Origin of the sequence: Halorarius litoreus (genome assembly GCF_024362405.1) — an archaeon.
In the GTDB taxonomy this organism is placed as follows: Archaea; Halobacteriota; Halobacteria; order Halobacteriales; family Haloarculaceae; genus Halorarius; species Halorarius litoreus.
Map to the genome: position 1 here is coordinate 1733581 of NZ_CP101454.1, position 24993 is coordinate 1758573.

The following is a 24993-nucleotide window of genomic DNA, read 5'->3' on the forward strand; positions in this document are numbered from 1 at the left end:
AGAGACTCGACCGAAGAGTAGGCAAAGAGCCTGACAGCATAGGGCCCGACGGGAGTGAGCGGAGCCGAAGGCTCCGCGAACTACGTCGGGCGAGTGAGAACGAGCGGAGCGAGTTCGAACGAGCCCGACGGGATTTGAACCCGCGACATCTTGGTCCGGAACCAAGCACTCTGTCCACTGAGCTACGGGCTCCTATCTGAGCGAAGCCGACGGACCGCTTTAACCGTTATCATCGACCTGGCGCATAGTACTCAGGCTTGAGCATGGGACTCCTGGTCTGTCGAACCTTCTGGATCGTGGGGTACATACTCCCCGTTCCCATTCACCGTCCCGCTCTTTAGGGCGAGATGACCGTCGCCCAACCCCGAGGGACGTTTGCCCTCGGGTAAAGTTAGTAGTCGTTTGCCGATATTCTTCGCCGCGTTGTAGTCGCCATCAACCGAGTATCCACACTCAGAACACTCAAACCAACCAGTCGAACTATCCCGGTTCGTACTTGACTGATAGCTACACTTTGAGCAAGTCTGACTGGTATACTCCGGAGCAATTTTTTGCACTCGGATCCCGTACTCAGCGGCTTTATACGCGATCATATCCTGCAGTTCTCTGAAGGCCCACTGCTGCAGTTGTCGATTAACTCGGTCGTCACGACTCCAGATCCGATCTCGGATATCGGTCAATCGTTCTACAGCAATATACGAACACTTGTTCGTCCGAGCTTCCTCAATGATACGCCGAGAAATCGTGTGCAGGCGGTCCAAGACGAAGCGGTTTTCTCGCCCCGACAGTCGCGAGAGCGCCTGCTTTGCGGAGCGAGTGCCTTTGTCTTGGAGGCTTCGACGTACGCGGAAGTAGTGGTTTTTCCCCCAGAGAATTGTCCCACCGTCGTAGAACGTACCAGTACTGGTTACAGCTACGTTCTTCAGGTTCAAGTCTACGCCCAGAATCCGGTTTCCTCCTCGTTCTTCAACCTCCTTTACTAGCACAATGTGGAGATAATATCGGTCTTCATCTTCCCGATAATGGAGCGTCCCCATCCTCCGCTCGTAACTGTCGTCGTTGAGGTATGACCGCTGATAATCTCCGATGACGTAGTCGACACTGACCCGGCCGTTAATTGTCGATAGTGTAGCAGATCGATCCTTAATCGTCAACGTTCGCTTATCGTACACTGCAGACGGCTCACGAAACTCTGGAACCGAACTCTTGATTCCTACTTTCCAGTCCGCAACAGTGGTTTTGATCGCATCCAGCGCTTTCGAATACGCCCGGATACAAAGATTAGAAGGGAGATCCGTCTCCTCTCTGAGGTTGTAGTATAGTTCATCGTGCAGTCTCGCTTTGTTTAGGATAAAATATCCGTCGCTATTCCGACCGTGTTTCACAGTGTAGTTTTCAGCGTACGTGAACTGCTCAACCGTGCGACGGAGATCAGCTCGTCTCTCTGTTGGCACATCGAGCTTGACTGGGATAGTACGGATGACCTCCATCACACCCCTGGTTGGCCCCGACCTGGTATTTAAACCTGAGCGTAATCGGGTAGAGTCTATCTGCTGATCACACAGGAACTACGACTTTTCGATGTCTTGGCTACGGTCTCATTGCGAAACAGACCATACACCGCCCGTCACGGCGCGAGCACGCCCAGCACCTGCACGACGCCGAACAGCGTTCCGACGGCGGCTACGGTCGTCGCGACCACGGTCGCCGACGCCAGCTCACGGTCACCGCCCAGTTCGCTCGCGTAGATGTACGTCGAGACCGCGGTCGGCATCGCGAGCATCAACACGCCGGCGCGGAGCGTCGAGGGCGACGCGTCGAGTGCCGTGAACACCACGACGGCGACGAGGGGCATCGCGAGCAGCTTCACCACGGCGACCGCCCCGACGGTCGGTGGGTCGACGAATCCCCCGTCAGTTGCGAGCGATGCACCCACTGCGAGCAGGGCGATGGGGAGCGCGAACGTCCCGACAGCGCCGAGTGCCTGCTGGGCAACGGCGGGGAGTTCGACGCCGAGCGTCGCGCCCGCGAGCCCGAGGCCGAGCGCGACGAGCACGGGATTGGTTGCCAGCCCGCGAAGCTCCCCGCCGAGGTCGGCGTCGGCGTTCGTGATGCCCGTCAGGAGTAGCACCGTGAGCGGCACCTGCACGAGCACGCCGATGCCGAGGACGACGCTCGCCTTGCCGGCGGTGACGCCGCCGAACGTCGCTGCGACGAACGGGACGCCGAGGAACCCGAGGTTGCAGTGGTACGACTGGACGACCGCGACGCCACGCCGGGTCGGGGCCGCGCGTCCCCGATGCACGAGCCAGCTCACGCCGGCGACGAGGAGGAGGACGACCACGACGCCGGCGACGAGCCGCCAGACGAGCAGCTGTTCGAGCGCTCGCCCCACCGTGGACTCGAAGACGAGCGCGGGGAGCGCGACGTAGAACGCGACCGCGGTGAGCGCGTCACGACGGCCGGGCGTGAGCAGTCCGGCCGCCCGCGCGCCGGCCCCGATGGCCAGCAACACGAGCATGGTGACGAGTTGCGTCGCGACGCTCATACCCGCACTCACGGCAGGACGGGGATGGATATTCCGGTCGCCCGGGCTCGTCGCTCAGTCCTCGCCGTCGACCGCCTGCCCTCCCATGTCCGGCGCCGCGGTGTCGACGACCGACCGCTTCCACGTACCGCGGGTGAACCACGCGGCGGCGGCGATGGCACCGACGACGTTGCCGAGCGCCATCCCGATCCAGATACCCGTCGAGCCCAGTCCCGCGATGAACGCGAGGTAGTAGACCATCGGGACGCGACCGATCCACAGCGCCGTCAGCGAGAACGCCAGCGCAGTCTTCGTGTTGCCGGCTCCCCGATAGGCGCCCAGCAGCACCTGCAACACGCCGATGAACGCGAACTCGACCGTCCGAATACGGAGGTACTGGGCGGCTTCGCGCAGGGTCTCGACGGCGTCGGCGGTCGTCGACTCGATGAACACGCCGACGATGGGCTCGGCGAACGCCAGCGCCACGAGCGCGACGCCGAACATCACCCCCGCGCCGACGCCCGCAGCGAGTTTGACGGCGCGCTCTGCGCGCTCGGGCTTCTCGGCGCCGAGGTTCTGCCCGACCATCGTGTTCGTCGCTCTCCCGAGTCCCATCGCGGGCAGGAAGACGAGCGAGATGAGTCGGTTGCCGAGCCCGTAGGCGGCGACGACGGGCGGCGCGAACGTCACGACCATCGCCGTGAGCGTGATCATCGCGAGCGCGCTCGTCGACTGTTCGAGCGCAGAGGGTGCCCCGATGTCGACGATCTTCTTCACCCAGTCGAGTTCGAGGCTGAGGTGTTCGACCCGGATGTCCGGGCCGACGTGCAGCCCGAACAGAACGTACAGCCCGATGCCGGTGGCGACCACTCTGGAGATGAGCGTCGCCACGGCCGCGCCCTCCACGCCCATCGCGGGAAACACGCTCCACCCGAAGATGAAGAACGGGTCGAGCACGACGTTCAGCACCACCGTGACGAACATCACGCGCATCGGCGTCCGGGTGTTGCCGTAGCCGCGCATCAGCGCCGAGAAGACGAAGAACCCGAACAGGAACGGCGTCCCGAGGAAGAACACCCGCATGTAGTCCGCGGCGAGCGGGATGACCGCGGCGGCCGTCTCCTCGTCGGCGGGCAACAGCGCGAGCAGTGGGTCTGTCGTCACGTAGCCCAGTGCCCCGAGGAACACAGCGAGGACGGTGACGAACGCGAGCGTCTGCCCGGCGGCCTTGCCTGCTGACTCCTCACCGCCCGCGCCGGTGTACTGGGCGACGAGCGTGGAGCCGGCGACGGTGAAGCCACCGCCCACCGAGAGCAGGAGGAAGATGAGCGGGAACGCGAGGCTGATGGCACCGACGGCCGCCGCCGGTTCGGCGGTTCGCCCCAGCCAGATGGTGTCGGCGATGTTGTACGCGACCTGGAGGAGCTGCGTGACCACGATGGGCCACGCGAGGGTGAAGAGGGGGCGGGCGAGACTCCCCTCCGTGATGCTGCTCTCCGTGGAGGACTCGGACACAGTTGGTGCAGGTTTTGCGACGCTATGTGACCTTCGTTACGGTCGTGTGCTGGACGTTCGCACGCAGGGACGACCCCCGAGTCGCTTCGGATGGAGCCGCTGTCGAGCGGACACGAGGGGGCCACTTTCGGACTGCTATCGCCGCGAAGCTTCATTGCCGCGTACGGCGACTGCCGGCTATGGGCTACCACCTCGTCGACCCTGACGACCTCGACCAGTGGGACGACCGCCCGGCCGACGTCCGGTCGCTGAGCGTCGCCGCGGGCTACGACTACCAGGGCTCGAAGCTCGGCGTCCGTGTCTACGAACTCGCCCCCGGCGAGCAGTCTGGGTTGGCGTACCACTACCACGACGAGCAGGTCGAGCTGTTCTTCGTGCTCGATGGGACGCTGCACGTCGAGACCCCCGACGAGGAGTACGTCGTCGAGACCGGGCAGGCGCTGTTCGTCGACCCCGGGAGCCCACAGCGGGCGTTCAACCCCGAGGACGCCACAGAACCGGTTCGAATCCTCGTCGTCGGCGCGCCGTCGGTCGACGACGGGCACGCGTACGAGCCGGGGGAAGCCGAGGAGTGAGCAGCGAGAAAACGCGGTCGCTCACGGGTTAGCGAACGGAACGCAGGAACGAGTGACGTCGGTTACGGCGTCTCGCGCGTCTCGAGCGAGAGGTCGCTCGTCGGGTACGCAACACAGGTCAGCGTGTAGCCTTCGTCGAGTTCCTCCTCGCCGAGCATCGACTGGGTGTGGTGTTTCACGTAGTCCTCGGAGTTGCCACCGTTGGTGATGTGGCCCGCACAGGAGACACACTGTCCCTCGCGGCAGGCGTACGGCATGTCCCAGCCCTCGTCTTCGCCCGCTTCGAGGAGCGTCTCGTTCTCCTTGACCTCGATGGTCGCGCCCTCCTTGACGTACTCGACCTCGAACGTCGCGGCCTCGTCGTCCGGGATGGCAGACGGGTCGTCGTCGGCCGCCTCCTCCTCGGCGCCCTCGGCGAGTTCGCCCTCGGCACCGGCTTCGACGGCTCCGGCGGCGACGCCGCCGCCGCCGATGGAACGGTTCATCGGCTCGGGGAAGTCGGTCTCGGGAACCGACGCCGCGCGCTGTTCGAGCACTTCCTGTGAGATGTCGTCGGGGATGGCGGCCTCCGTCCCCTTCGAGAAGTGCAGCGCGACGACGACGAGCGTCAGCGTTGCCCCGAGCGCGATACCCAGCGTGCTTACCATGTTCTCGCGTTGGGAAAGCGCCCTCAATAGCGTTGCGATTGCCCCATCCGGGGGACAGGTCGCGCGGCGAACGCCGGTCGGCCCAAATGTGACCTCAGGTCGGCCGGAGCTCCGCCAGCACGTCCCCGCGCGTGAACGTCTCGTTCTCCGGGACCAGCACCGACGCGACCTCGCCCGCGACGGGTGCCGGCACGTCCACGCTCACCTTCTCGATCTGTATCTCACAGAGCGTCTCGCCGGCCGACACGACCGCTCCCTCGCGGACGAACCAGTTGGCGACGACGCCCTCGTCGACGTCCATGGCGTCGGCTGGCCACACCGACGCCGAGTCGACGGCCACGGTGTCCGTGGCCTCGCTCCCGGATTCGCTCATTCGACGATATCGCGGATGGCCGCCTCGATGGCCTCCGTCGAGGGGTTCACTGCCTGCTCCAGCGGCCGGGCGTACGGGATGGGGACGTCCGGGATGGCGAGCCGTCGAACCGATTCGAGCGCGTCGAGGTCGTGTTCGGCGACCCGGGTGATGACCTCGCCCGTCACGCCGAACGACTGGTAGTCCTCGTCGACGACGACGAGCCGGCCGGTCTTCTGCACCGACTCGACGATGGTCTCGGTGTCGAGCGGGACGAGCGTCCGCAGGTCGACGACCTCCACGTCTATCGGTCCCGAGAGGTTCTCCGCGGCTTCGAGTGCGCGGTGGACGTGCAGGCCGTGGGTGACGACCGTCACGTCGCTCCCTTCGCGTTTCACGGCCGCCTCCCCGAAGGGAATCTCGTACGCCTCCTCGGGGACGGGGGTCTTCGGTCCTTCGGGGGCGGGCATCCAGCCGATGCCCATCAATCTCTTGTGGAACATGTAGACCACGGGGTCGTCGTCGCGGATGGCGGTGTGCATCAACCCCTTCGCGTCGTACGCCGTCGACGGGACGACGACCTTCATCCCGGGGAGGTGCGCGAAGGTGCCGTACAGCGTCTGGGAGTGCTGGGCGGCGTCGTTGTACCCGCCTCCGACCGCCGTGGTGAGCACCATCGGCACCGAGAAGCTCCCGCCGCTCATGTACGTGTTCTTCGCCATCTGGTTGTAGATCTGGTCGAAGCAGACGCCCATGAAGTCGACAAACATCAGCTCAGCGATGGGGCGCATCCCCTGCTGGGCGGCCCCGATTGCGGCGCCGATGTACGCCGTCTCGGAGATGGGGACGTCCATGATGCGCTCGTGGCCGAACTCCTCCAGCAACCCCTGCGTGGAGTCGAAGATGCCGCCGTAGTCGGCGACGTCCTCGCCCATGTAGAACACCTCGTCGTTCTCCCGCATCTCGTGGGCGATGGCCGACACCATCGCGCGACTCATCGTCAGCTCCTTTTCCGTGGCCTGTTGGCTCATCAGTCGTCACCTCCCTCGACCGTCATCTGCGTGCCGAGTGTCCCGGACGTGGGCGGCGGGTTCGTGAACACGTCCTCGAACGCAGTTTCGGGGTCGGGTTCGGGCTGGTCTTTCGCCCACTCGATGGCGTCCTCGACGCGCTTGTGGGCGCGTTCGCGAATCTCGGTGATGTGGCCGGTGTCGACCCCCGCCGCGCGGAGGTCGTCCTCCAGTCGCTCGATGGCGTCGAGTCGCTTCGCGCGCTCGATGTCCTCGTCGGGGCGGTACGCCTCGGCGTCGCCCATGAAGTGGCCCATCCGGCGGTGGACCTGCACCTCCAGCAGCGAGGGGCCGTTGCCCTGCCGGGCGCGCTCGACGGCGCCCTCGGCGGCCTCGTAGACGGCGACCGCGTCGTCGTAGTCGACCCGCACACCCGGCATGTCGAACCCCTTCGCCCGGTCGGCGCCGTTCTTCACGTCGGTCACGCGCTCCTTCGGCATCGAGATGGCCCAGTCGTTGTCCTCGATGACGAACACGACCGGCAGCTCGTGGACGGCCGCGAGGTTCAGCGACTCCAGGAACCCGCCCTGGTCGATGGCGCCCTCACCGATGAACGCGACCGCCACCGAATCGCTGTTACGCTTCTTCGCGGCGAGGGCCGCCCCGACGGCGGGCGGACAGCCCTGCGCGATGATGCCGCTGCACGCGAAGTTGACGGCGTCGTCGAACAGGTGCATGTGTCCACCCTTCCCGCGGCAGAGCCCCGTCTCGCGCCCGAAGATCTCGGCGGTCATCCGCTTCAGGTCGACGCCCTTCGCGATGGCGATGTGGTGCGGTCGGTGCGGTCCAGTGACGGTGTCGTCACGGCGGAGGTGCTGCACGACGCCGACCGAAGCCTCGTGCCCGGCGGCGAGGTGGAGCTCCCCGGGGATGGGACCAGCCGAAATGTCGAACGCCGGCTGTTTCCCCTCCAGATACTCCTCCTGGAGCCGCTCCTCGTAGTGACGCGCCGTTACCATGTTCTCGAACATGTCCTCGAGTTCACTTACGGCTATCATGACTCGGCCCTGAGTGGGCCGAACACGAGGAAAGTAATACATCGCTTATCGCCCGCATGCGGTCGGTAAGCTCCTCGAAATCGGCCGACGAAGCCGCGGGGGTGTTGCGAGGTCTAGTACTCGATACGCTCCGCTTACGTCGAGGGTGAACTCGGTGGTTCGGCTCGCTCGTGGCGCCGGGCTGATTCCACGTCCGGCCAGCGCGGCGTGGCTGGTCACACCGCTTCCGTGTGCCAGACGTCAGACGGTGTTCTCACCCCGTGAGAGCGCTCGAAAGGGGTTATTGGGTGGCCTGCGAAGGAGTAGCTAAGACCCCATGGGGGTCGGGCGATTCACGATGACGACGAACACCAATCTGGGCGTAGTGCTCGAACTGCTGCGGGCGGACCCGGAGCTCCAGTCGAGCGACGGGCTGCTGGTCCGCGGGGAGACGAGCGTCACGGCCGCCCAGCGCGAGGCGGTCGTCGACCACGTCCGAACGGACACGGACGCACAGCTGACGCTGTTCCTGCTGGCGACCGAGATGAAGGCAGACGCGACGGCGTCGGAATCGGCGTTCCGCGACGAACTCCAGGAGTTCGCCGAAGCGGTCCACGAGCGGTTCGGGGTCAACCTCCTCCGGACCGCCGCGGCCCACCCCGAGCGACTCCCTGCTCGCGTCCCGGACGACCTCCTCACGGACGAGGCCATCGCGGCGCTCGACGCCTGAGTCCGGGTTCTCTGTCGGCTCACTCGGTACGATGAACCTCTGCTCGCGGGTCGTGGTACTCCCCGCTCGCGTACTCGTGGTTCTCAGTCGCTTCGCTCCGTTCGAACCACGCTGTGTCTGCCGAACCCGTACCGCAACCGGTTCGCCAGCCGCCGCGAGAACTTCGCCTCCGTCCGCGAGTCGAACCGTTCGGCGAGCGCCTCGTAGATGAGCGGCACCGCCACCTCCTGTTCGAGACTCTCCTGGACCGTCCACGTCCCGGTCGAGCCGCCGGCGATGTAGTCGGCCACGTCGCCGAGGTCCGTGCCCTCTTCGCGGAAGGCTTCCTCACAGAGTTCGAGTAGCCACGACCGAATCACGGCGCCGTTGTTCCAGGTGCGGGCCACGGCTTCGAGGTCGAGGTCGTACCGCCCCTCGTGGAGCAGTTCGAACCCCTCGCCGTAGGCCTGCATCAGCGCGTACTCGACGCCGTTGTGGACCATCTTCACGTAGTGACCGCTTCCCGCAGGGCCCATCCGGTCGTGGCCTTCGGGGCCCGTGGCGACGGCATCGAAGACAGGGGTGAGTTCCTCGTAGGCCCACTCGGGGCCGCCGACCATCAGCGAGAAGCCGAGATCGGCGCCTGCGGGGCCACCCGAGGTGCCGCAGTCGAGGTACGCCGCCTCGCACGCGTCGGCGCGGCGCGTCGAGTCCTCGAAGTGGCTGTTGCCACCGTCGACCACCACGTCGTCGGCGTCGAGGTAGGGGTCGAGTTCGTCCAGCGCGGCGTCCACGGGGTCGCCCGCGGGAACCATCAGCCAGATGCGCTTCTCGTCACCGAGTTGCTCGGCGAGTGCCGGAATCGACTCCGCGGGGGTGATGCCCGCCTCGGCCGCGTCCGCCAGTGCCTCCTCGCTCACGTCAAACGCGACCACGTCGTGGCCCGCGTCAGTGACGCGGTCGGCGACGATTCGACCCATCCGCCCGAGTCCGATGACGCCCAGTTGCATACCCGAGACTGCGAGCGTCGGCAGGTAGGGGTTGCGGTCCGCGGTTCGTGGATACGTCGTGTTGGCAACTGCGATGGTACCACAGCTGAAACCACCTCGAACGCCCCCGACCTCCCACCTCTCGCGGCTCGCTGTGCTCCTCGGGGTTCGCTCCGCTCACCCCCTGCGGTGGTTGCGTCGCCAGGGGTCGGTGGGCGACGGCGCGGACGAGTGAGCACCACAGGGAACGAGCAACGCGAGTCCCCGAGGAGCGCGCTCGCCGCACCGAGCCCAGCACGTCGGGGCTTTCGAGGTGTTGTTCCCACTATCCCCTTCGTCGTCACCTTCAGTCCCATCCCCGACGCTTCTGATACACACCCAACAGTCCCCTCGGCACGGACGCCAAGCTTTATCTCCGGCACCCGCCTGACCCGGAAGCAAGTACGTGGATAGCGGGCCGTAACGGTCCGTCCACATCTCGACTCATGAGCGACACTCCCGACAGCTACGACCCAGCCGAAGCCGAACCCCGCTGGCGTGAGGCGTGGGCAGCGAGCGACCTCCACCGCTACGACGGCGACGACTCTCGACCCGACTACGTCATCGACACGCCCCCGCCGTATCCCACCGGAAACATGCACATCGGCAACGCGTTGGGCTGGTGTTACATGGACTTCCTGGCGCGGTACAAGCGCCTGCAGGGCCACGACGTGCTGTTCCCGCAGGGCTGGGACTGCCACGGCCTCCCGACCGAGGTCAAGGTCGAGGAGAACCACGGCATCCACCGCACCGAGGTCTCCCGCGACGAGTTCCGCGACCTCTGCATCCAGCACACCGAGGAGCAGATCGAGGCGATGAAGGAGACGATGGGCCTGCTCGGCTTCTCGCAGGACTGGGCCCACGAGTTCCGGACCATGGACCCCGACTACTGGGGGGAGACCCAGCGGTCGTTCGTCAGAATGACCGACGACGACCGGGTCTACCGCGACGAACACCCGGTCAACTGGTGTCCACGCTGTGAAACCGCCATCGCGGACGCCGAGGTCGAGACCGTCGAGCGCGAGGGCACCCTCTACACTATCACGTTCACCGGTGTCGACAGCGAGGACATCGACATCGCGACCACGCGCCCGGAACTCCTCGCGGCGTGTGTGGCGGTGGCGGTCGACCCCGAGGGGGACTTCGCCGACCGCGCGGGCGAGACGGTCGAGGTGCCAATCTTCGGCCAACAGGTCGGGATCATCGCCGACGAGGACGTCGACGAGTCGTTCGGGACGGGCGCGGTGATGGTCTGCACCTTCGGCGACAAGCAGGACGTGACGTGGTGGCAGCGCCACGACCTCGACCTCCGAGCCGTCCTCACCGAGGACGGGCACCTGACCGACGCCGCAGGCGACTTTGCGGGGCTCGGCATCGACGAGGCGAAGGACGAAATCGCGACGGCCCTCACGAAGAGCGGCCACCTCCACGACGAATCCCCCACGGACCAGCAGGTCGGCACGTGCTGGCGCTGTGACACCCCCATCGAAATCCTGAGCAAGGAGCAGTGGTTCGTCACCGTCGACACCGACGAGGTTCTCGCTCGCGCACAGGACGTCGAGTGGGTGCCCGAACACATGTACGGCCGCCTCGAAGAGTGGGCCGAGGGGATGGAGTGGGACTGGGTCATCTCCCGCCAGCGCGTGTTCGCCACCCCCATCCCCGCGTGGTTCTGCGAGTCCTGTGGCCACGTCCACGTCGCCGAGGAGGCCGACCTCCCGGTCGACCCCACGGACGAGTCCCCCACCGTGGACTGCCCCAAGTGCAGCGCCGACGCCTGGCGCGGCGAGACGGACGTGATGGACACGTGGATGGACTCCTCCATCTCCCCGCTCTTCGTGCGTGGGTGGCCCGACGCGGCGTTCGAGCCGGTCCACCTGCGGGAGCAGGGCCACGACATCATCCGGACGTGGGCGTTCTACACCCTCCTGCGCACGGCGGCGCTCGAAGACGAGAAGCCGTGGGAGACTGCCCTGGTGAACGGCATGGTGTTCGGCGAGGACGGCCACAAGATGTCGAAGTCGCGGGACAACTTCGTCCAGCCCGAAGAGGTCGTCGAGGAGCACGGCGCCGACGCCTTCCGGCAGGCACTCGCGCTCGCCGGCCAGCCAGGAACCGACGTGCAGTTCCAGCCGAAGGAGGTGACGAGCGCGAGTCGCTTCCAGAACAAGCTCTGGAACGTGACGAACTTCGCGACGAGTCACCTCGACGAGCGGACGCCCGACATCGAGGCGCCGGCGTACCGCGACGCCGACGCGTGGATTCTCGCCCGAGCCGGCGAGACTGCCGACGCGGTCGCCGAGCACATGGCGCACTACCGGTTCGACTCGGCGCTCCGCACCGTCCGCGAGTTCGTCTGGGGCGACCTCGCCGACGACTACCTCGAACTCGTGAAGGGCCGGCTGTACGAGGGGCGGCCCGGCGAGCGGAACGCCGCTCGCCACGCGCTGTTCCGCGCACTCAGGATGTCGCTCACGATGCTCGCGCCGTTCGCCCCGTTCGTCGCCGAGGAGGCGTACGACCAGCTCCCGGTCGAGGGGAGCGTTCACGCCGGCGCGTGGCCCGAGCGCCCCGACGTGGACGCGGCGGCCGTCGACCGCGGCGCACTCGTCGCGGACGTGGCCGCGGAGATCCGCGGCTGGAAGTCCGAGGCCGGCATCGCGCTCAACGCCGACCTCCCCCGGGTCGAGCTCTACCTCGACGACGAGTACGAGGGCCCCAATCCGGACACCTACGACCTCGCGAACGCCATCAACGCTCCCGTCTACATCGAGACGGGCCGCCCGTCGCTCGAACTCGTCCCCGTCGCCGTCGAGCCGGACCACTCCGTCGTCGGTCCCGAGTTCCGTGACCGCGCCGGCGCGGTCGTCTCCGCGCTCGACGCGATGGACCCCGCGGAGGTCCGCGCGGCGATCGACACGCACGGCGAGGTCCGCCTCGACCTCGACGGCGACGAGGTGGCGGTGAGCGCGGACGCCGTCACGGTCCGCGAGGAGCTTCGCGCCGAGAGCGGCGAGGAGGTCGCGGTCCTCGAACCCGAGGGGGCGACCGTCATCGTCTACCCGGCGGCCGACGACTGAGTCGCCGACGAGGTTTTTACCCCCCGCGGTACAACCCCCGGGCATGTTCGAGACGGTGGTCATCGCGACGGACGGCTCCGAGAGCGGTCGCCGGGCCGTCGACACGGCGCTCGACCTCGCACAGAAGTTCGACGCCGAGGTCCACGCGCTGTACGTCGTCGACCGCTCGCGGGTCGAGGGACTCCCCGAGGATCTCCACGACGAGGTCGAGCAGGCGCTCGAGACGGAGGCCGACGAGTCGCTCGCCGTAGTCGGCGACCGGGCGCACCGCGAGATAACCACCGCCATCCGGGCGGGTCGGCCCGCCGCGGAGATCACGGCGTACGCCCGCGAAGTCGACGCGGACGTGGTCGCCACCGGCACCCGTGGTCGCGACGGCGAACACTCGTTCCTGCTCGGGAGCGTCGCCGAACACGTCGTTCGAACGTGTCCCGTTCCCGTGCTGACCGTCCGACAGCTCGAGTCGGCTGGGTAGTGTGCGGTGTCGGGTTGTGCGAGCTGTCGGACGCAGGGAGACAGCTCGAGTCGGCTGGCTGACTCGCCCGGGTGCCGCCGGACCGAGGCTTACTTCCTTCGCGCACGCTTGCGACGGGTATGAACGACTGGCTCATCGACGACGACCGGCTCTCGCTCGAACGGAAGTCGCTGCTTCCGGGTGCGGGCTTCTTCACGCCGGACTCCTTCGACGCCGAGCAGGACGAACGCGAGGCGCAGGAGGCCATCGAGGGGGCGGCGACCGTCGTGGTCGCGGACCCCGACGCCGACGGCCTCGCCTGCGTCGCCCTCCTCCGGGAGGTACACGGCGACGCGGCGCTCGTCCCCGCGGGGCCACACGAGATGGACGAAGCCATCGGCTACCTCGCCGAGTACGCCGACGAGGGCGTCGACGCCTACATCTGTGACCTCTGTCCCGACGAACGCGACGACCTAGAGGGCCTCGAAGAACTGGTCGAGCGCGCCGATTCGGTCTCGTGGTTCGACCACCACCAGTGGGACGACGAGATCGCCGAGCGCGTCCGCGATGCCGGTGTCCGGCTCGTCGTCGGCGACTCCGAGGAGGAGTGTACCGCCGACGTGACGCTCCGCTCCGTCGACTACACGTTCGACGACCGGTTCGCCGAACTCGCCGCGGTCACCCGCGACCACGACCTCTGGCTCCGCGAGGACCCCCGCTCGGACGACCTGGCCGACTACGCCCACTGGGAGGAGCCCGAGGAGTACGTCGCCGTCGTCCGCGAACACGGCGCGGACCTCTCCGAGGAGGTGCTGGAGTTCCTCGCCGAGCGCCGCGTCGAGAAGGAGGCGCTCGTCGAGAAGGCCGTCGAGCGCGCGGAACTGAAGGAGGTCGACGGCGTCACCGTCGGCGTCACCTACGGTCGCTGCTCGCAGAACGAGGTCGCGGAAGCCCTCCGCGAGCAGGGTGCGGACGCTTCGGTCATCGTCAAGCCCGCCGGCTCCGCGTCGATTCGCGGCACGGACGCGTTCCAGCGGTGTCACGAGGTCGCCGGGCAGGTCAACGGCGGCGGCCACCCGAAGGCCGCCGGCTGCAAGCCCGACATCTACGACGACATGCTCGACTACGCCCACCACTGGACGACGCAGGGCGCGGTGACGAAACAGGTCATCGTCGAGGCGTTCCGGAATCTCCCTGAAACGGACGACGACGAAGGCATCGAGAACGAGCGGTAAGCGACCTGCCTACAGGTCGAACCTGCCGTCGACGATGTGCTCGGCGAACAGCGACATGTACTCGACGTACGGCTCGCCGTCGGCCGCCCCGCCGGCCGCCAGCCGGTGGCGGTAGAGGTCCTCCCAGACCACGGCGAGCACGAACGCCGCGTACCCCCGGTAGAACCGGTCGTGCTCGTAGGTGCGACCGGTTCGGTGCTCGTACTGCGCCACAACCTCGCGGCGGGTCGGGCTCCCCGGTGCGGCCGTGAACGGCGCGAGCCCCCGCTCGTTGCGGCGCCGGATGTCTGCCAGGGCGTCCGCGTCGTCGTACCGTGCTTCGAGCCCATCGAGCGACGGCCGCGCGTCCCCCGCGTCGCGCCACCGTAGCAGGAGATAGCCGAGTTCGACCAGCGGGTCGCCGAGCATCGCGGTCTCCCAGTCGAGGACGCCGGTGATGTGGGGGTCGGCCGCCTCGGCGAACAGCACGTTCCCCGGCCGGAAGTCGCCGTGGACGAGCGTGGCTTCTGCCGGCGCGGGCGCGTGATTCAGGAGCCAGTCGCCGACGGCGCGGAGCCGCGGGAGGTCCCGGCCCGTCACGCGCGTCGCGTCGTCGAGTTGGCCGACCGCGCGTTCGACCAGTTCGCGGGGCGTGTACCGCTCGCAGACGCCGTCGAACGGTTCGGTGTCGACCGCGTGTACGTCGGCGAGGGTCGCCACCAACTCGTCTGCCACCCGCGCTCGTGCCGCTTCCGTCTGGAACCGTTCGGGAAGGTCGGAGCCGAGCGGCACCGTCTCGCCGTCGAGATGCGTCGCGACGAAGAAGGGTCCGCCGACGACCGACTCGTCGGCGGAGAATAGCACCGGCTTCGGCGCCGGTATTCGGGTGGGTTCGAGTCGCCGCAGGATCTCGAACTCCGTCTCGACGTCGTTGACACAGATGGTCTCTCTCGGTGGGTTCGCCCGCCGGAGGAGGTACTGCCCCTGTGACGCGGTCGAGATGGCGAGCACCAGATTGAGCCCGTCGCCGAGCGGCTCGACGCCGGTGACCGACACCTCCAGCGCCGCCGAAAGCACCGATTCGAGCGCGGTGGTGTCGACCGCCGTCTCGGGCTCGGTCATACCCGGACGAGACGAGGACGGGGCAAAAGCGGTCCGGTGGCACGAGACGGGGTCACACGCGTTGCGTCACAGATACGACTCGACGAACGCGCGGTGCTGGGCCTCGCGTTCGTCCTTCTCTGCGGGGGTCGCATCCTGCAGCCAGAGCGGCAGACACGCCATCGCATCGAGGCGCGCGGTCAGGCTGTACGTCTCCATCCGTTCCTCGATGGCGGGGGTGAACGCCCAGTCGTCCCGCTCGCGGGCGTAGGCCCTGCGGAACGTCTCTCGCAGGGCGACCGCCCGCTGCTCGCCGTCCGCCTGCGGGTCGAACAGGTGTGACTCGACTTTCGCGAGGTTGTACGCGGGCTCCGCTGCAGTCAAGTTCGCCAGGTCGAGGACGGCCCGCGTTTCGCCCGTCCCGGGGTCGACGAGCAGATTGCCGTACCGATAATCCCAGTGGCAGTACCGGGGCGCGTCGGGCTCGGAGAGTGCGTCGAGCCGCGCGTCCAACTCCTCGCGGAGTGCAGGCACGAGGTCGGCGAAGCGGTCCGGTTCGTCCGCGAGGTCTGGGAAGTACGTCCCGTCAGCGAGCGCGTCGAGAGTCCCGTCGACGCCGGCCCGGACCCACTCGCGGAGGTCGTCGACCGGGCCGTGGTCGCCGTCGAGCACCGCGAGGTCGCCGTCCACGACCCCCACGGAACCGACTCGCGGGAGCGTCCCAAGCTCGTGCAGTTCGGCGAGGTTCTCGCCGGCCTCACGGACGACGCGTTCGCGAGCCGCTGCCGGGAGCGCGTCGGGTCGTCCCTCGAAGTTCTCGCCGTCGAGCCGCTCCATGAGGTAGAACGGCGCGGGGTACTCGTCGTGTTCGTCCACGTACCCGAACACCTCAGGGACCGGAACCGTCGTCTCGCGTCCGAGCAGGTCGAACAGTCGCGGCTCGGCCTGGGCGACCTGCGGGTCGACGAAGCCGGCGGTGGTCGCCTTCAGGACGGCCTCACGCTCGCCCCCGGGCGTCTCACACGCGACGAAGCAGACGAAATCGGTGCCGAACTCGCTCCGCTCGAATTCGCGTACCTCCCAGTCGGGGCAACAGGCACGGACCATCGCCGTCACGTCCTCGTCGGCTACCGCGTCGGGCATCGTCGGTGGGTGTGGGTCGGGGGTGATACGTCTTCGGGAGGCGTGTCAGTCGTCCACGGGATCGGGGCCGCCGGCTCCGCTCACCAGGAACTCCCGGGCGAGATACAGTAGGCTGCCGCCGCCTAGCACCACCGGCACCGCGAGGGCGACTACCGGAAGCGTCTCGTAGTGCGTCTCCCACATGAACATTCGAAGTTGCACGACGAGGAGGCAAAGCGGGAGCAGCAGGAGCGCGGTACACCGGCGGACGGTTCGCTGGAGGGCGTCGGACATACCCGTCGACGCTCGGCCGTGGAAGAAAACCCTAGTGGTCGCTGGCTAGTCGTCTTCCCGCTCTCGGGTCACGCTGTTCCCCGCTCGCACGGCCTGCGAGGGCAAAGCCGTCGCGCTGTTCGCAATCCCGAGGACTCGTTTCACTCGTCCTCGCCGCTCGCGGGTCACGCTGTTCCCCGCTCGCAATCCCGAGGCCTCCCTACCGGTCGGCCTCGCCGACTACCCACTTGTCGGAGTACGTCTCGCCACAGGAGCAGGCCGCGTACGCGTGGACCACGTCGCCTTCGGCGTAGATGCCGCCGACCTCCTCGTTCTGGTCTTCGGCGAACGCGAAGACGAACTTCAGGTCGTGCGTCCCCGTGTCGGTCGAGGGGCAGTCCGCGCCCGCGCAGTCGCGGTCGATGTGGCCGTCGGTCTGCATCGCGACGCCCGCGAAGTCCATCGGGTCGATGCCCGTGGTGTCGGCGAACGTCGAGCGCCCGCGGTCGCCCGGGAGGACGAGGACGACCCCGTCGTCGAGAGACTCGGCGACGTTCCCGAGCGCGTCGGGATTGCCGATGGTCTCGTCAGAGAGGAAGATGAGGATGTCGTCGGGCCGCTCGCCCGCGAGGAACTCCTCGTACGGCGTCCGGGTCATCGGTTCTCCTCGGTCTGCTTCGCGATGTCCGCGAGCGAGTCGTTCGGCGCGTCGGGGACGGTGTAGACGGCGCGCTCGCCGGGGGCGCGCAGGCCGTACGCCGTGCCCTCGTCGACGATGTCGACGTGGACGGTACGGCCGAAGTCCAGCCCCTTCGCGTCGGCCCAGGCGACGAGGTGGTTCTCGCCGTCGCCCTCGCGAGCCTGTCGGGCGTTCGCGTACGCCCCGCGGAGTTCGAGCGTGTCGTCGAGCGCCCGCTCGATACGGACGTGACGGGTCTTCCCGCCGAGGTCGAGTCGCACGACCTCCTCGGTGGGGAAGCGCTCGCGGGCGTCGTCGGGGAGCGTCACTTTCGGGCGGTCGGTACGGCCGGCACGAGCCAGCGTCGCGCGGACGGAGTCGACCGCGTCGCTGGAGACGGAGTCTGGCATGGAGAGAGAAGCGTGGACCTTACTCGTCCTCTTCCTCGCCACCCTCGCCGAGGAGGGTCGCGGGGTCGCTGTCGCCACGTGCGACGATCTTGGCGTTGATCTGGCGGGTCTCGTCGGAGACCTCGGCACCGCGGACGGTGACGCGCTTGCGCTCGCCGTCGCGCGTCGGCTTGAAGCCCGTGCCGCCGGTGACGAGGATGGCCTTCGTGTTCGGCCCCTTCACGTCGCCGCGCATCGGTCGGCCGGAGACGTCCGAGCCGCCCGTGATCTCGAGCGTGTAGCCGTCGAGGCCGACGGCGCCGCCGTCTACTTCCTCACCGATGGACCGGCCGATGAACCGGTTCGAGTCCTGTCCCTCTGTGTCGACCTGATACGTCGCGCCGTCCTCGGGGTCGGCGACGACGATCTGAAACTCTGCCATACGGGTTGCGAGTCGACGCGGAACCTAAAGGGTATTGAAACGCCGTCGAGCCGGAGATGGCCTCAGTCTGCGGCTTGTGGCCCGTTCGCGCCCCCGAGCACGTACGCCCGAGTGACATCCACGAGCGCCTTCCGGTACTCCGATTCGTCGGTGTCGCGCGCCAGCGAGCGGAACCGCTCGCGGAACGCGTCGAAGCCGACTTCGGGCGCGTCGCTCGCCGCGACCTGTGCCAGCTCGTACAGGTGATGGCTGGGGTCGATGACGCCGTGCCGCTCCAGGAGCGCGACCGCGAACGCCGCGTTCACCGCCGTGATTTCGGGGTCGGAGCCTGGACTCAACTGCGTCCAGCCATCGGGCGCCACGGCCGGCCGGTCGGCCACAGCGGCCGCGAGCGACGACTCCATGAACGCCACCAGCTTGTCCGCGGGCGCCACGGCGAGCGTGATGTCGTCGGCGTAGATGTCCTTCATGTGGTTCGCGATCTGGTAACAGTGCGCGAGCTTTCGACGCTCGACTGACCGACCCGGGAGCGCGAGAAACAGCGCCTCTTCGGTCTTCATCGTGTGCGAGGGGTGTTCCTCCTCGTAGCGGGCCATGTGCGCGAACTCGTGGAGCGCGAGCTCGCGGGCCATCGCGCTCGTCGCGGCCTGGCGGCTCATGATGAGCACGTGGTGGTCGTCGTAGTGGCCCGTCAGCGTGCGCTCGTCCGGGTCCTCGCGGATTTCGACTTCGACTGGCAACGACACGTCGTGTTCCGTCTCGAAGAGATCGCGAGCCGAGAGAAACGGTTCGGACGGCCCCCGACCCTTCACGCGAACGTCCATGGATAGTGTTACCACGTCACTGCGACGTTTGAGTGTTGTGTCGCCGGAACGTGTGAGGGTGAACTTTACACGAGAGAGGGGCGTACGTTCGGGCATGAACCGCGGCTGGCTGCTGTTCGGGGCGTCCGCCCTGCTGGCAGCCGGGGCCGTCGTCGTCGGCGTCGTCGGGCTCTCGCTCCCGCCGCTGTTGCTCGCGGCGCTCGCGCTCGGGGGGATGAGCTACGCCTGTTTCTCGAAGGCCCGCGACCGCGTCGCCTCGAGCGTCTACACCCGGGTGGGCGTCGAGCCGAACCCCGACGGAACGGTGGGCGAGGAGGGGGCCCGGGCAGAGCGGTCGCGCTCGGGGCGTGTCACGCACGAACCGCGCGACGACTGGGACGACCCCGACGACTGGCCGTTCGACGACCCGTTCTGGACCGGCGAGGGGACGGAAACCGACGGCGGCACCGAGACGGCGTTCGGCGGCGGCTCGACCGGTCGGGAGACGACCGACAGCACGATCGGGAGCGACACCGGCTGGACGAACGAACGGAGTCGCACGGACCACGCGGAATCGGGTCGCGGGGGCCAGGAGGGCGTCCGCTTCGTCGCCCCGCGTGCCCGCGAAGCGTGTGACGTGCTCGGGGTGGACCTCGACGCCTCACCCCGGGCAGTCCGGGCGGCGTACCGCGAGCGGGTGAAGGAGACGCATCCGGACCGCGGCGGCGAGGAAGCGGCGTTCAAGCGGGTACGATGGGCCTACGAGTACCTCCGCGAACACTACGAGTGAGTGGTCACCGGACCGAACCTCCCGAAGGCTCCGTATGCGGCTCGTTCGCACGAAATCGCCCGATTTCGGGAACGACGAAACACTATCCTTTTGTCGCTGCTGTCGTTAGCGCTCTGTATAATGGGCCGACGTAAGAAAATCGTACAGGAGTGTGAGACGCTGATGGACAAACCGGAGCAGATCCGGAACATCGCCATCGCAGCTCACGTCGACCACGGCAAGACGACCCTGACAGACAACCTCCTCGCCGGTGCGGGGATGATCTCCGACGACACCGCGGGCCAGCAGCTCGCGATGGACACGGAGGAGGACGAGCAGGAGCGCGGCATCACCATCGACGCGGCGAACGTCTCGATGACCCACGAGTACGAGGGGACCAACCACCTCATCAACCTCATCGACACGCCCGGCCACGTCGACTTCGGTGGCGACGTCACCCGCGCGATGCGCGCCGTCGACGGTGCGCTCGTGGTCGTGGACGCCGTCGAGGGCGCGATGCCCCAGACGGAGACCGTCCTGCGACAGGCGCTCCGCGAGGGCGTCAAGCCCGCGCTGTTCATCAACAAGGTCGACCGCCTCATCTCCGAGCTCCAGGAGGGGCCCGAGGAGATGCAGCAGCGGCTCCAGTCGGTCATCCGCGACGTCAACGAACTCATCCGCGGCATGACCGAGGAGATGGACGACGTCGACGACTGGACCGTCTCCATTCAAGGTGGGACGGTCGGCATGGGGTCGGCCCTCTACAAGTGGGGTATCTCGATGCCTTCGATGGCGCGGACCGGCATGGACTTCGGCGACATCATCGACCTCGAGCGCGCCGACAAGCGGAAGGAACTCCACGAGAAGACGCCCCTGTCGAACGTCGTGCTCGACATGGTCTGTGAGCACTTCCCGGACCCCATCGACGCGCAGCCCCGTCGTATCCCGCGCATCTGGCGTGGCGACGCCGACTCCGACCTCGCGCACACGATGCGGGACGTCGACGACGAGGGCGAGGTCGTCCTGATGGTCACCGACATCGGTATCGACCCCCACGCCGGCGAAATCGCCGCCGGTCGTGTCTTCTCCGGCACGCTGGAGAAGGGCCAGGAGCTCTACGTCTCGGGGACTGCGGGCAAGAACCGCGTCCAGTCCGTCGGCATCTACATGGGCGGCGAGCGCGAGGAAGTCGAGCGCGTTCCTGCGGGGAACATCGCGGCCGTCACCGGCCTGCGTGACGCTATCGCCGGCTCCACGGTCTCCTCCGTCGAGATGACGCCGTTCGAGTCCATCGAGCACATCTCCGAGCCCGTCATCACGAAGTCCGTCGAGGCGAAGTCGATGGACGACCTCCCGAAGCTCATCGAGACGCTGCGGCAGGTCTCGAAGGAGGACCCGACCATCCGCATCGAGATCAACGAGGACACCGGCGAGCACCTCATCTCCGGACAGGGTGAACTCCACCTCGAAGTCATCACCCAGCGTATCGAGCGGAACCAGGGCATCCCGGTCACGACCGGTGAGCCGATCGTCGTCTACCGCGAGGCGCCCACCGCGAACTCCCGCGAGGTCGAGGGAATCTCGCCGAACCGCCACAACCGGTTCTACATGAGCGTCGAGCCGCTCTCGGAGGACATCGTCGACCTCCTGAAGCTCGGCGAGGCGTCGATGGACATGCCGGAACTCGAGCGCCGTGAGGCGCTGATGGAGGCCGGCATGGACAAGGAGACGGCCCAAAACGTCGAGCACATCTACGGCACCAACATCCTCATCGACGACACGAAGGGTATCCAGCACCTGAACGAGACGATGGAACTCGTCATCGAGGGGCTCGAAGAGTCGCTCGACGACGGCCCGCTCGCTGCCGAGCCGGTCCAGGGTGCGCTCCTGCGCCTGCACGACGCGAAGCTCCACGAGGACGCCATCCACCGGGGGCCCGCACAGGTCATCCCCGCGACGCGTGACGCCGTCCACACGGCGCTCATGGACGCGGAGATCCGCCTGCTCGAACCCATCCAGAACGTCCGCATCGACGTGCCCAACGAGCACATGGGCGCCGCGTCCGGCGAGATTCAGGGTCGTCGTGGCCGCGTCGACGACATGTACCAGGAGGGTGACCTCATGGTCGTCGAGGGGATCGCGCCCGTCGACGAGATGATCGGCTTCTCCTCGGACATCCGCAGTGCGACCGAGGGTCGCGCGTCGTGGAACACGGAGAACGCTGGCTTCCGCGTCCTCGCGGACAACCTCCAGCCCGACATCATCAACGAGATTCGCGAGCGCAAGGGCATGAAGACGGAACTGCCCGCGCAGATCGACTACCTGTAAGTCGGCCCCCTCTCCGTTCTTCTCTCTCGCTACTTCCCCGGCACCAGCGACGCGTACACCTCGTCGATGGCGTCGTTGACTTCCTCGCCGTTACCACCCCACGGATTTCGCGAGAAGTAGTACATCCCGGCGAGCAACACCCCGACGTCGGTCGCGACCGTGGGGGCGACCGCCCCGAGGGCGAAGGCGGTGACGCCCGCGACGATTCCGGCGATGAGCACGTCGAGCACCTGGTAGGCGAGCGGCATGGTCGGGCTACGGACGCCGCCCCTTTCCACTTTCCGAGCGTTGTACCGTTCAGCAGAGCTAAGTGGGTGCCATATTCACCCCGTGTATGGAGCAGCAACGGGCCGCGTTTCTGGCGGTCGCGGCCGTCGTCGCCGTCGTCGGACTCGGGCTCTTCTTCATGGGTGGTGGGCCGGCGGCCCCGACGGCCACGGCGACGCCGACACCCGGGTTGGCGTCCGGCCTCACACCCTCGTCTACGGGGACGCCGACGCCTGCGGCGACGCCCGCGCAAACTGCCACCGCGACGCCCGACCCCGCCGCGACCCCGACGCCGTTCAACGACTCCGTCCAGCGCTACTCGTTCGACGGCCCGGCGCTGAACCGGAGCCACGTCGCGCGGCTCGCCGCGGTGGGCAACTACACCGCCCGGTCGAACCTCACCATCGACGGCGAGAGCTACACCAACCACGTCAACGTCAGCTACGTAATGGACCTGCAGGACGACCGCGAGTACAGCGTCCAGGTGTTCACCTACCGCTACGAGAACGGCGAAGACGAGGTGTACCCCGTCGTTTGGACGTTCACCGACGAGAACACGACGTGGGAGCGCCGCCAGGAGCGCACCGGCCAGCGGAACTCGACGGTGGAGAGCGACACCGAACCCTACCGGGGGGAGGTCGAGCCCGTGAATACGACGCTCGCGCTCGACATCGGTGAGATCGCCACGGGGGTCGTCGACCGCTCGAACTGGACGCTCACCGGCAACAGCACCCGCGACGGGGTCCGGCTGTTCCGGTTCGAGACGAGCGGCCGACACCTCGACGCGGCCGTCCCGGGCAACGTCACGGGTGGCGAGGCGACGTTCGTCGTCGGCGAGGACGGCATCGTCCGCTACATCGCGTACGACTTCACCGCGGTCGAGGACGGGTCGCGTACCCGGTACGTCTACGAGTCGTTCTACGGCCGGCTGGGTGAGACGAGCGTGCCGCGCCCGGAGTGGGCGGACTGACCGGGACGCCTGCATCGATTGAACTGACCGGGACACCTGCATCCTTTGCGAATGACCGCACGCTTATACCCGCCCGCACATTCGTACCGGGTAATGACCGAGGTGGCCGACTCGTGAGCGACGCTGTCCACGCGTACACCGTCCGGCTCGAACTCGTCGACGAACCGGGTGAGCTGCTCCGTACGCTCGAACCTATCGCGGACAACGGGGGGAACCTGCTGTCCATCTTCCACGAACGCGGCAATCTCACACCACGGGGACACATCCCCGTCGAGGTCGACCTCGAGGCCACACCCGAGCGGTTCGACGTCATCGTCGACGCCCTCCGAGATGCGGGCGTCAACATCATCCAGGCCGGCGAGGAGCGGTACAGCGAGGAGGTGACCGTCGTGCTGACGGGCCACCTCGTCGACACCGACCTCTCGGACACGCTCTCGCGCATCCAGGAGTGCGGGAAGGCGTCCGTCTCCGACGTCTCGCTGTCCGCGCCCGACGGCACCGCGGACATCTCGGCGGCACGACTCCGACTCGTCGCCGAGCGCGGCGGTGTCGAGCAGGCGCTCGACGCCATCCGCGAGGTCGCCGACGAGAAGGGGCTACAGGTCATCGCACCGCTCGCCGGAGGTGAGGCCTGATGCGGCTCGCTGTCATGGGCGCGGGCGCCGTCGGGACGAGCGTCGCCGACCTCGCCGGCGAGTACGGCCACACCGTCACCGCGCTCGCCGATTCGTCGAGTGCCGTCCTCGACGCCGAGGGCATCGACGTCGAAGCCGCACTCGACCGGAAGTCCCGGGAGGGCGTGGTCGGCGACGCCGCGCCCGACGCCGCGCTCGATGCCGACTACGACGTGCTCGTGGAGGCGACGCCGACGACGCTCGACGACGCCGAACCCGGCTTCTCGCACGTCGCGCACGCGCTCGAACGCGACAAGCACGTCGTGCTCGCGAACAAGGGACCCGTCGCGGAGCGATACGCGGACGTGCGCGCGCTCGAGTCGGCGTCCGAGGGTGAGGTGTTGATGGAGGCCACGGTTGCCGGCGCGATTCCCGCGCTGTCGACCATCGCCGACGTCGGCCCACAGCACGTCACCGCCGTTCGTGGCGTGCTGAACGGCACCGCCAACTTCGTCCTCTCGCGGATGGCCGCCGAGGGGCTGGGCTACGAACACGTGCTCGCGGAGGCGCAGGACCTGGGGGTCGCGGAGGCGGACCCCTCGTTCGACGTGCAGGGGACCGACGCCGCACTCAAGTGCGTCATCGTCGCGAACATCCTCTACGACGAGGAGTACACGCTCGCGGACGCCGAGGTCGCGGGCATCGAGGACATCCCCGGCAGCGCGCTCGAACTCGCCGCCGAGGACGGCCGAACCGTGCGGCTCATCGGCGAGGTGTCGCAGGGCTCGGTTCGCGTGGGGCCCCGCCTGGTTCCCGAACACGGGACGCTCGCGGTGACGGGCACCCGGAACATCGTCCAGTTGGAGACCGAACACGCCGGCCGGCTCAACCTCTCTGGCCGGGGTGCAGGCGGTCCCGAGACCGCGAGCGCGGTGCTCGCGGACGTGGGGCGACTGGCCCGGTAGTCGGCTACCCACGCGGCGTGTGACCTGCTGTCAAACCGCCTGACGCGGCCGGATTCGGCGGAATCCCTTTCGAAATCGTTTTACGGGCGACCTTCCAAAGCCCTCCACATAGCGCCTTAGCGC

Annotated in this window: 26 protein-coding genes and 1 tRNA gene; 10 read left to right on the top strand and 17 right to left on the bottom strand. The window is 67.6% G+C overall.

Features of this window, described 5'->3' with window-relative positions:
* Positions 1–119 precede the first annotated feature (119 nt).
* The 4 genes from NL126_RS08730 to NL126_RS08745 all read right to left on the bottom strand — a co-directional run bounded on the left by NL126_RS08730 (position 120) and on the right by NL126_RS08745 (position 4042).
* Positions 120–192, bottom strand: a tRNA-Arg gene (locus NL126_RS08730).
* Positions 193–251: 59 nt separating this feature from the next.
* A complete protein-coding gene (locus tag NL126_RS08735; RefSeq protein WP_255198827.1) occupies positions 252–1490 on the bottom strand; it encodes an RNA-guided endonuclease InsQ/TnpB family protein in 1239 nt (412 codons plus the stop codon).
* A gap of 137 nt (positions 1491–1627) precedes the next feature.
* Positions 1628–2548: an AEC family transporter gene (locus NL126_RS08740; RefSeq protein ID WP_255198543.1), complete on the bottom strand. Its 921-nt coding sequence runs from the start codon at positions 2546–2548 to the stop codon at positions 1628–1630.
* Between the two features lie 54 nt (positions 2549–2602).
* Entirely contained in the window at positions 2603–4042 is a 1440-nt protein-coding gene (locus NL126_RS08745) for an MATE family efflux transporter (protein WP_255198544.1), read from the bottom strand.
* 179 nt (positions 4043–4221) lie between these two features.
* Between NL126_RS08745 and NL126_RS08750 the strand changes: the two genes are divergently transcribed.
* Positions 4222–4617, top strand: coding sequence for a cupin domain-containing protein (locus NL126_RS08750; protein ID WP_255198545.1), 396 nt, complete (start codon positions 4222–4224; stop codon positions 4615–4617).
* A 62-nt stretch (positions 4618–4679) separates the two neighbouring features.
* Here the strand turns inward: NL126_RS08750 and NL126_RS08755 are convergent, their stop codons facing one another.
* The 4 genes from NL126_RS08755 to NL126_RS08770 form a co-directional block, all read right to left on the bottom strand.
* Positions 4680–5264 (bottom strand): 2Fe-2S iron-sulfur cluster-binding protein, encoded by a 585-nt coding sequence (locus NL126_RS08755; protein WP_255198546.1) that lies wholly within the window; start codon positions 5262–5264, stop codon positions 4680–4682.
* A gap of 94 nt (positions 5265–5358) precedes the next feature.
* Positions 5359–5637, bottom strand: coding sequence for a lipoyl domain-containing protein (locus NL126_RS08760; protein WP_255198547.1), 279 nt, complete (start codon positions 5635–5637; stop codon positions 5359–5361).
* A complete protein-coding gene (locus NL126_RS08765; RefSeq protein WP_255198548.1) occupies positions 5634–6647 on the bottom strand; it encodes an alpha-ketoacid dehydrogenase subunit beta in 1014 nt (337 codons plus the stop codon). The genes NL126_RS08760 and NL126_RS08765 overlap by 4 nt, the downstream gene beginning before the upstream one ends.
* Complete coding sequence (locus tag NL126_RS08770; RefSeq protein ID WP_350355497.1) at positions 6647–7657, bottom strand: thiamine pyrophosphate-dependent dehydrogenase E1 component subunit alpha; 1011 nt, start codon at positions 7655–7657, stop codon at positions 6647–6649. The genes NL126_RS08765 and NL126_RS08770 overlap by 1 nt, the downstream gene beginning before the upstream one ends.
* A 364-nt stretch (positions 7658–8021) precedes the next feature.
* On the opposite strand from NL126_RS08770, the gene NL126_RS08775 reads away from it, so the two are divergent.
* Entirely contained in the window at positions 8022–8393 is a 372-nt protein-coding gene (locus tag NL126_RS08775; RefSeq protein WP_255198550.1) for a hypothetical protein, read from the top strand.
* 83 nt (positions 8394–8476) lie between these two features.
* Here the strand turns inward: NL126_RS08775 and gnd are convergent, their stop codons facing one another.
* Positions 8477–9406, bottom strand: coding sequence for a phosphogluconate dehydrogenase (NAD(+)-dependent, decarboxylating) (gene gnd, locus NL126_RS08780; RefSeq protein WP_255198828.1), 930 nt, complete (start codon positions 9404–9406; stop codon positions 8477–8479).
* 440 nt (positions 9407–9846) lie between these two features.
* Here gnd and NL126_RS08785 point away from each other — a divergent pair, with 440 nt between their 5' ends.
* From NL126_RS08785 to NL126_RS08795, 3 genes are all read left to right on the top strand, one after another.
* The gene (locus NL126_RS08785; RefSeq protein WP_255198551.1) at positions 9847–12480 is read left to right on the top strand and encodes a valine--tRNA ligase; all 2634 of its coding nucleotides are present in this window, start codon (positions 9847–9849) and stop codon (positions 12478–12480) included.
* 43 nt (positions 12481–12523) lie between these two features.
* A complete protein-coding gene (locus tag NL126_RS08790) occupies positions 12524–12955 on the top strand; it encodes a universal stress protein (protein WP_255198552.1) in 432 nt (143 codons plus the stop codon).
* Positions 12956–13074: 119 nt separating this feature from the next.
* Positions 13075–14169, top strand: coding sequence for a DHH family phosphoesterase (locus NL126_RS08795; protein ID WP_255198553.1), 1095 nt, complete (start codon positions 13075–13077; stop codon positions 14167–14169).
* 9 nt (positions 14170–14178) lie between these two features.
* Here NL126_RS08795 and NL126_RS08800 read toward each other — a convergent pair whose 3' ends face one another.
* The 7 genes from NL126_RS08800 to NL126_RS08830 all read right to left on the bottom strand — a co-directional run bounded on the left by NL126_RS08800 (position 14179) and on the right by NL126_RS08830 (position 18978).
* The gene (locus tag NL126_RS08800; RefSeq protein ID WP_255198554.1) at positions 14179–15270 is read right to left on the bottom strand and encodes a phosphotransferase family protein; all 1092 of its coding nucleotides are present in this window, start codon (positions 15268–15270) and stop codon (positions 14179–14181) included.
* Positions 15271–15336: 66 nt separating this feature from the next.
* Positions 15337–16392, bottom strand: coding sequence for a phosphotransferase family protein (locus NL126_RS08805; RefSeq protein ID WP_255198555.1), 1056 nt, complete (start codon positions 16390–16392; stop codon positions 15337–15339).
* Positions 16393–16437: 45 nt separating this feature from the next.
* Entirely contained in the window at positions 16438–16665 is a 228-nt protein-coding gene (locus NL126_RS08810) for a hypothetical protein (RefSeq protein ID WP_255198556.1), read from the bottom strand.
* A 199-nt stretch (positions 16666–16864) separates the two neighbouring features.
* Entirely contained in the window at positions 16865–17302 is a 438-nt protein-coding gene (locus NL126_RS08815; RefSeq protein WP_255198557.1) for a DUF5807 family protein, read from the bottom strand.
* Positions 17299–17733, bottom strand: coding sequence for a DUF7112 family protein (locus tag NL126_RS08820; RefSeq protein WP_255198558.1), 435 nt, complete (start codon positions 17731–17733; stop codon positions 17299–17301). The genes NL126_RS08815 and NL126_RS08820 overlap by 4 nt, the downstream gene beginning before the upstream one ends.
* 19 nt (positions 17734–17752) lie before the next feature.
* Positions 17753–18154, bottom strand: a complete 402-nt coding sequence (locus NL126_RS08825; protein ID WP_255198559.1) for a 30S ribosomal protein S6e — start codon at positions 18152–18154, stop codon at positions 17753–17755.
* A gap of 62 nt (positions 18155–18216) precedes the next feature.
* A complete protein-coding gene (locus NL126_RS08830; RefSeq protein ID WP_255198560.1) occupies positions 18217–18978 on the bottom strand; it encodes a DUF5781 family protein in 762 nt (253 codons plus the stop codon).
* Between the two features lie 94 nt (positions 18979–19072).
* Here NL126_RS08830 and NL126_RS08835 point away from each other — a divergent pair, with 94 nt between their 5' ends.
* Together NL126_RS08835 and NL126_RS08840 are read left to right on the top strand one after the other, a co-directional pair.
* Entirely contained in the window at positions 19073–19747 is a 675-nt protein-coding gene (locus NL126_RS08835) for a J domain-containing protein (RefSeq protein WP_255198561.1), read from the top strand.
* A 120-nt stretch (positions 19748–19867) separates the two neighbouring features.
* Positions 19868–22054, top strand: a complete 2187-nt coding sequence (locus NL126_RS08840; RefSeq protein WP_255198562.1) for an elongation factor EF-2 — start codon at positions 19868–19870, stop codon at positions 22052–22054.
* Positions 22055–22083: 29 nt separating this feature from the next.
* Here NL126_RS08840 and NL126_RS08845 read toward each other — a convergent pair whose 3' ends face one another.
* A complete protein-coding gene (locus tag NL126_RS08845; RefSeq protein WP_255198563.1) occupies positions 22084–22302 on the bottom strand; it encodes a hypothetical protein in 219 nt (72 codons plus the stop codon).
* 86 nt (positions 22303–22388) lie between these two features.
* On the opposite strand from NL126_RS08845, the gene NL126_RS08850 reads away from it, so the two are divergent.
* From NL126_RS08850 to NL126_RS08860, 3 genes are all read left to right on the top strand, one after another.
* Positions 22389–23291, top strand: coding sequence for a DUF7537 family lipoprotein (locus NL126_RS08850; RefSeq protein ID WP_255198564.1), 903 nt, complete (start codon positions 22389–22391; stop codon positions 23289–23291).
* 113 nt (positions 23292–23404) lie between these two features.
* Entirely contained in the window at positions 23405–23926 is a 522-nt protein-coding gene (locus NL126_RS08855) for an amino acid-binding protein (protein ID WP_255198565.1), read from the top strand.
* Positions 23926–24870 carry a homoserine dehydrogenase gene (locus NL126_RS08860; protein WP_255198566.1) on the top strand — a complete coding sequence of 315 codons (945 nt, stop codon included), beginning with the start codon at positions 23926–23928 and terminating at the stop codon, positions 24868–24870. The genes NL126_RS08855 and NL126_RS08860 overlap by 1 nt, the downstream gene beginning before the upstream one ends.
* Positions 24871–24993 lie beyond the last annotated feature (123 nt).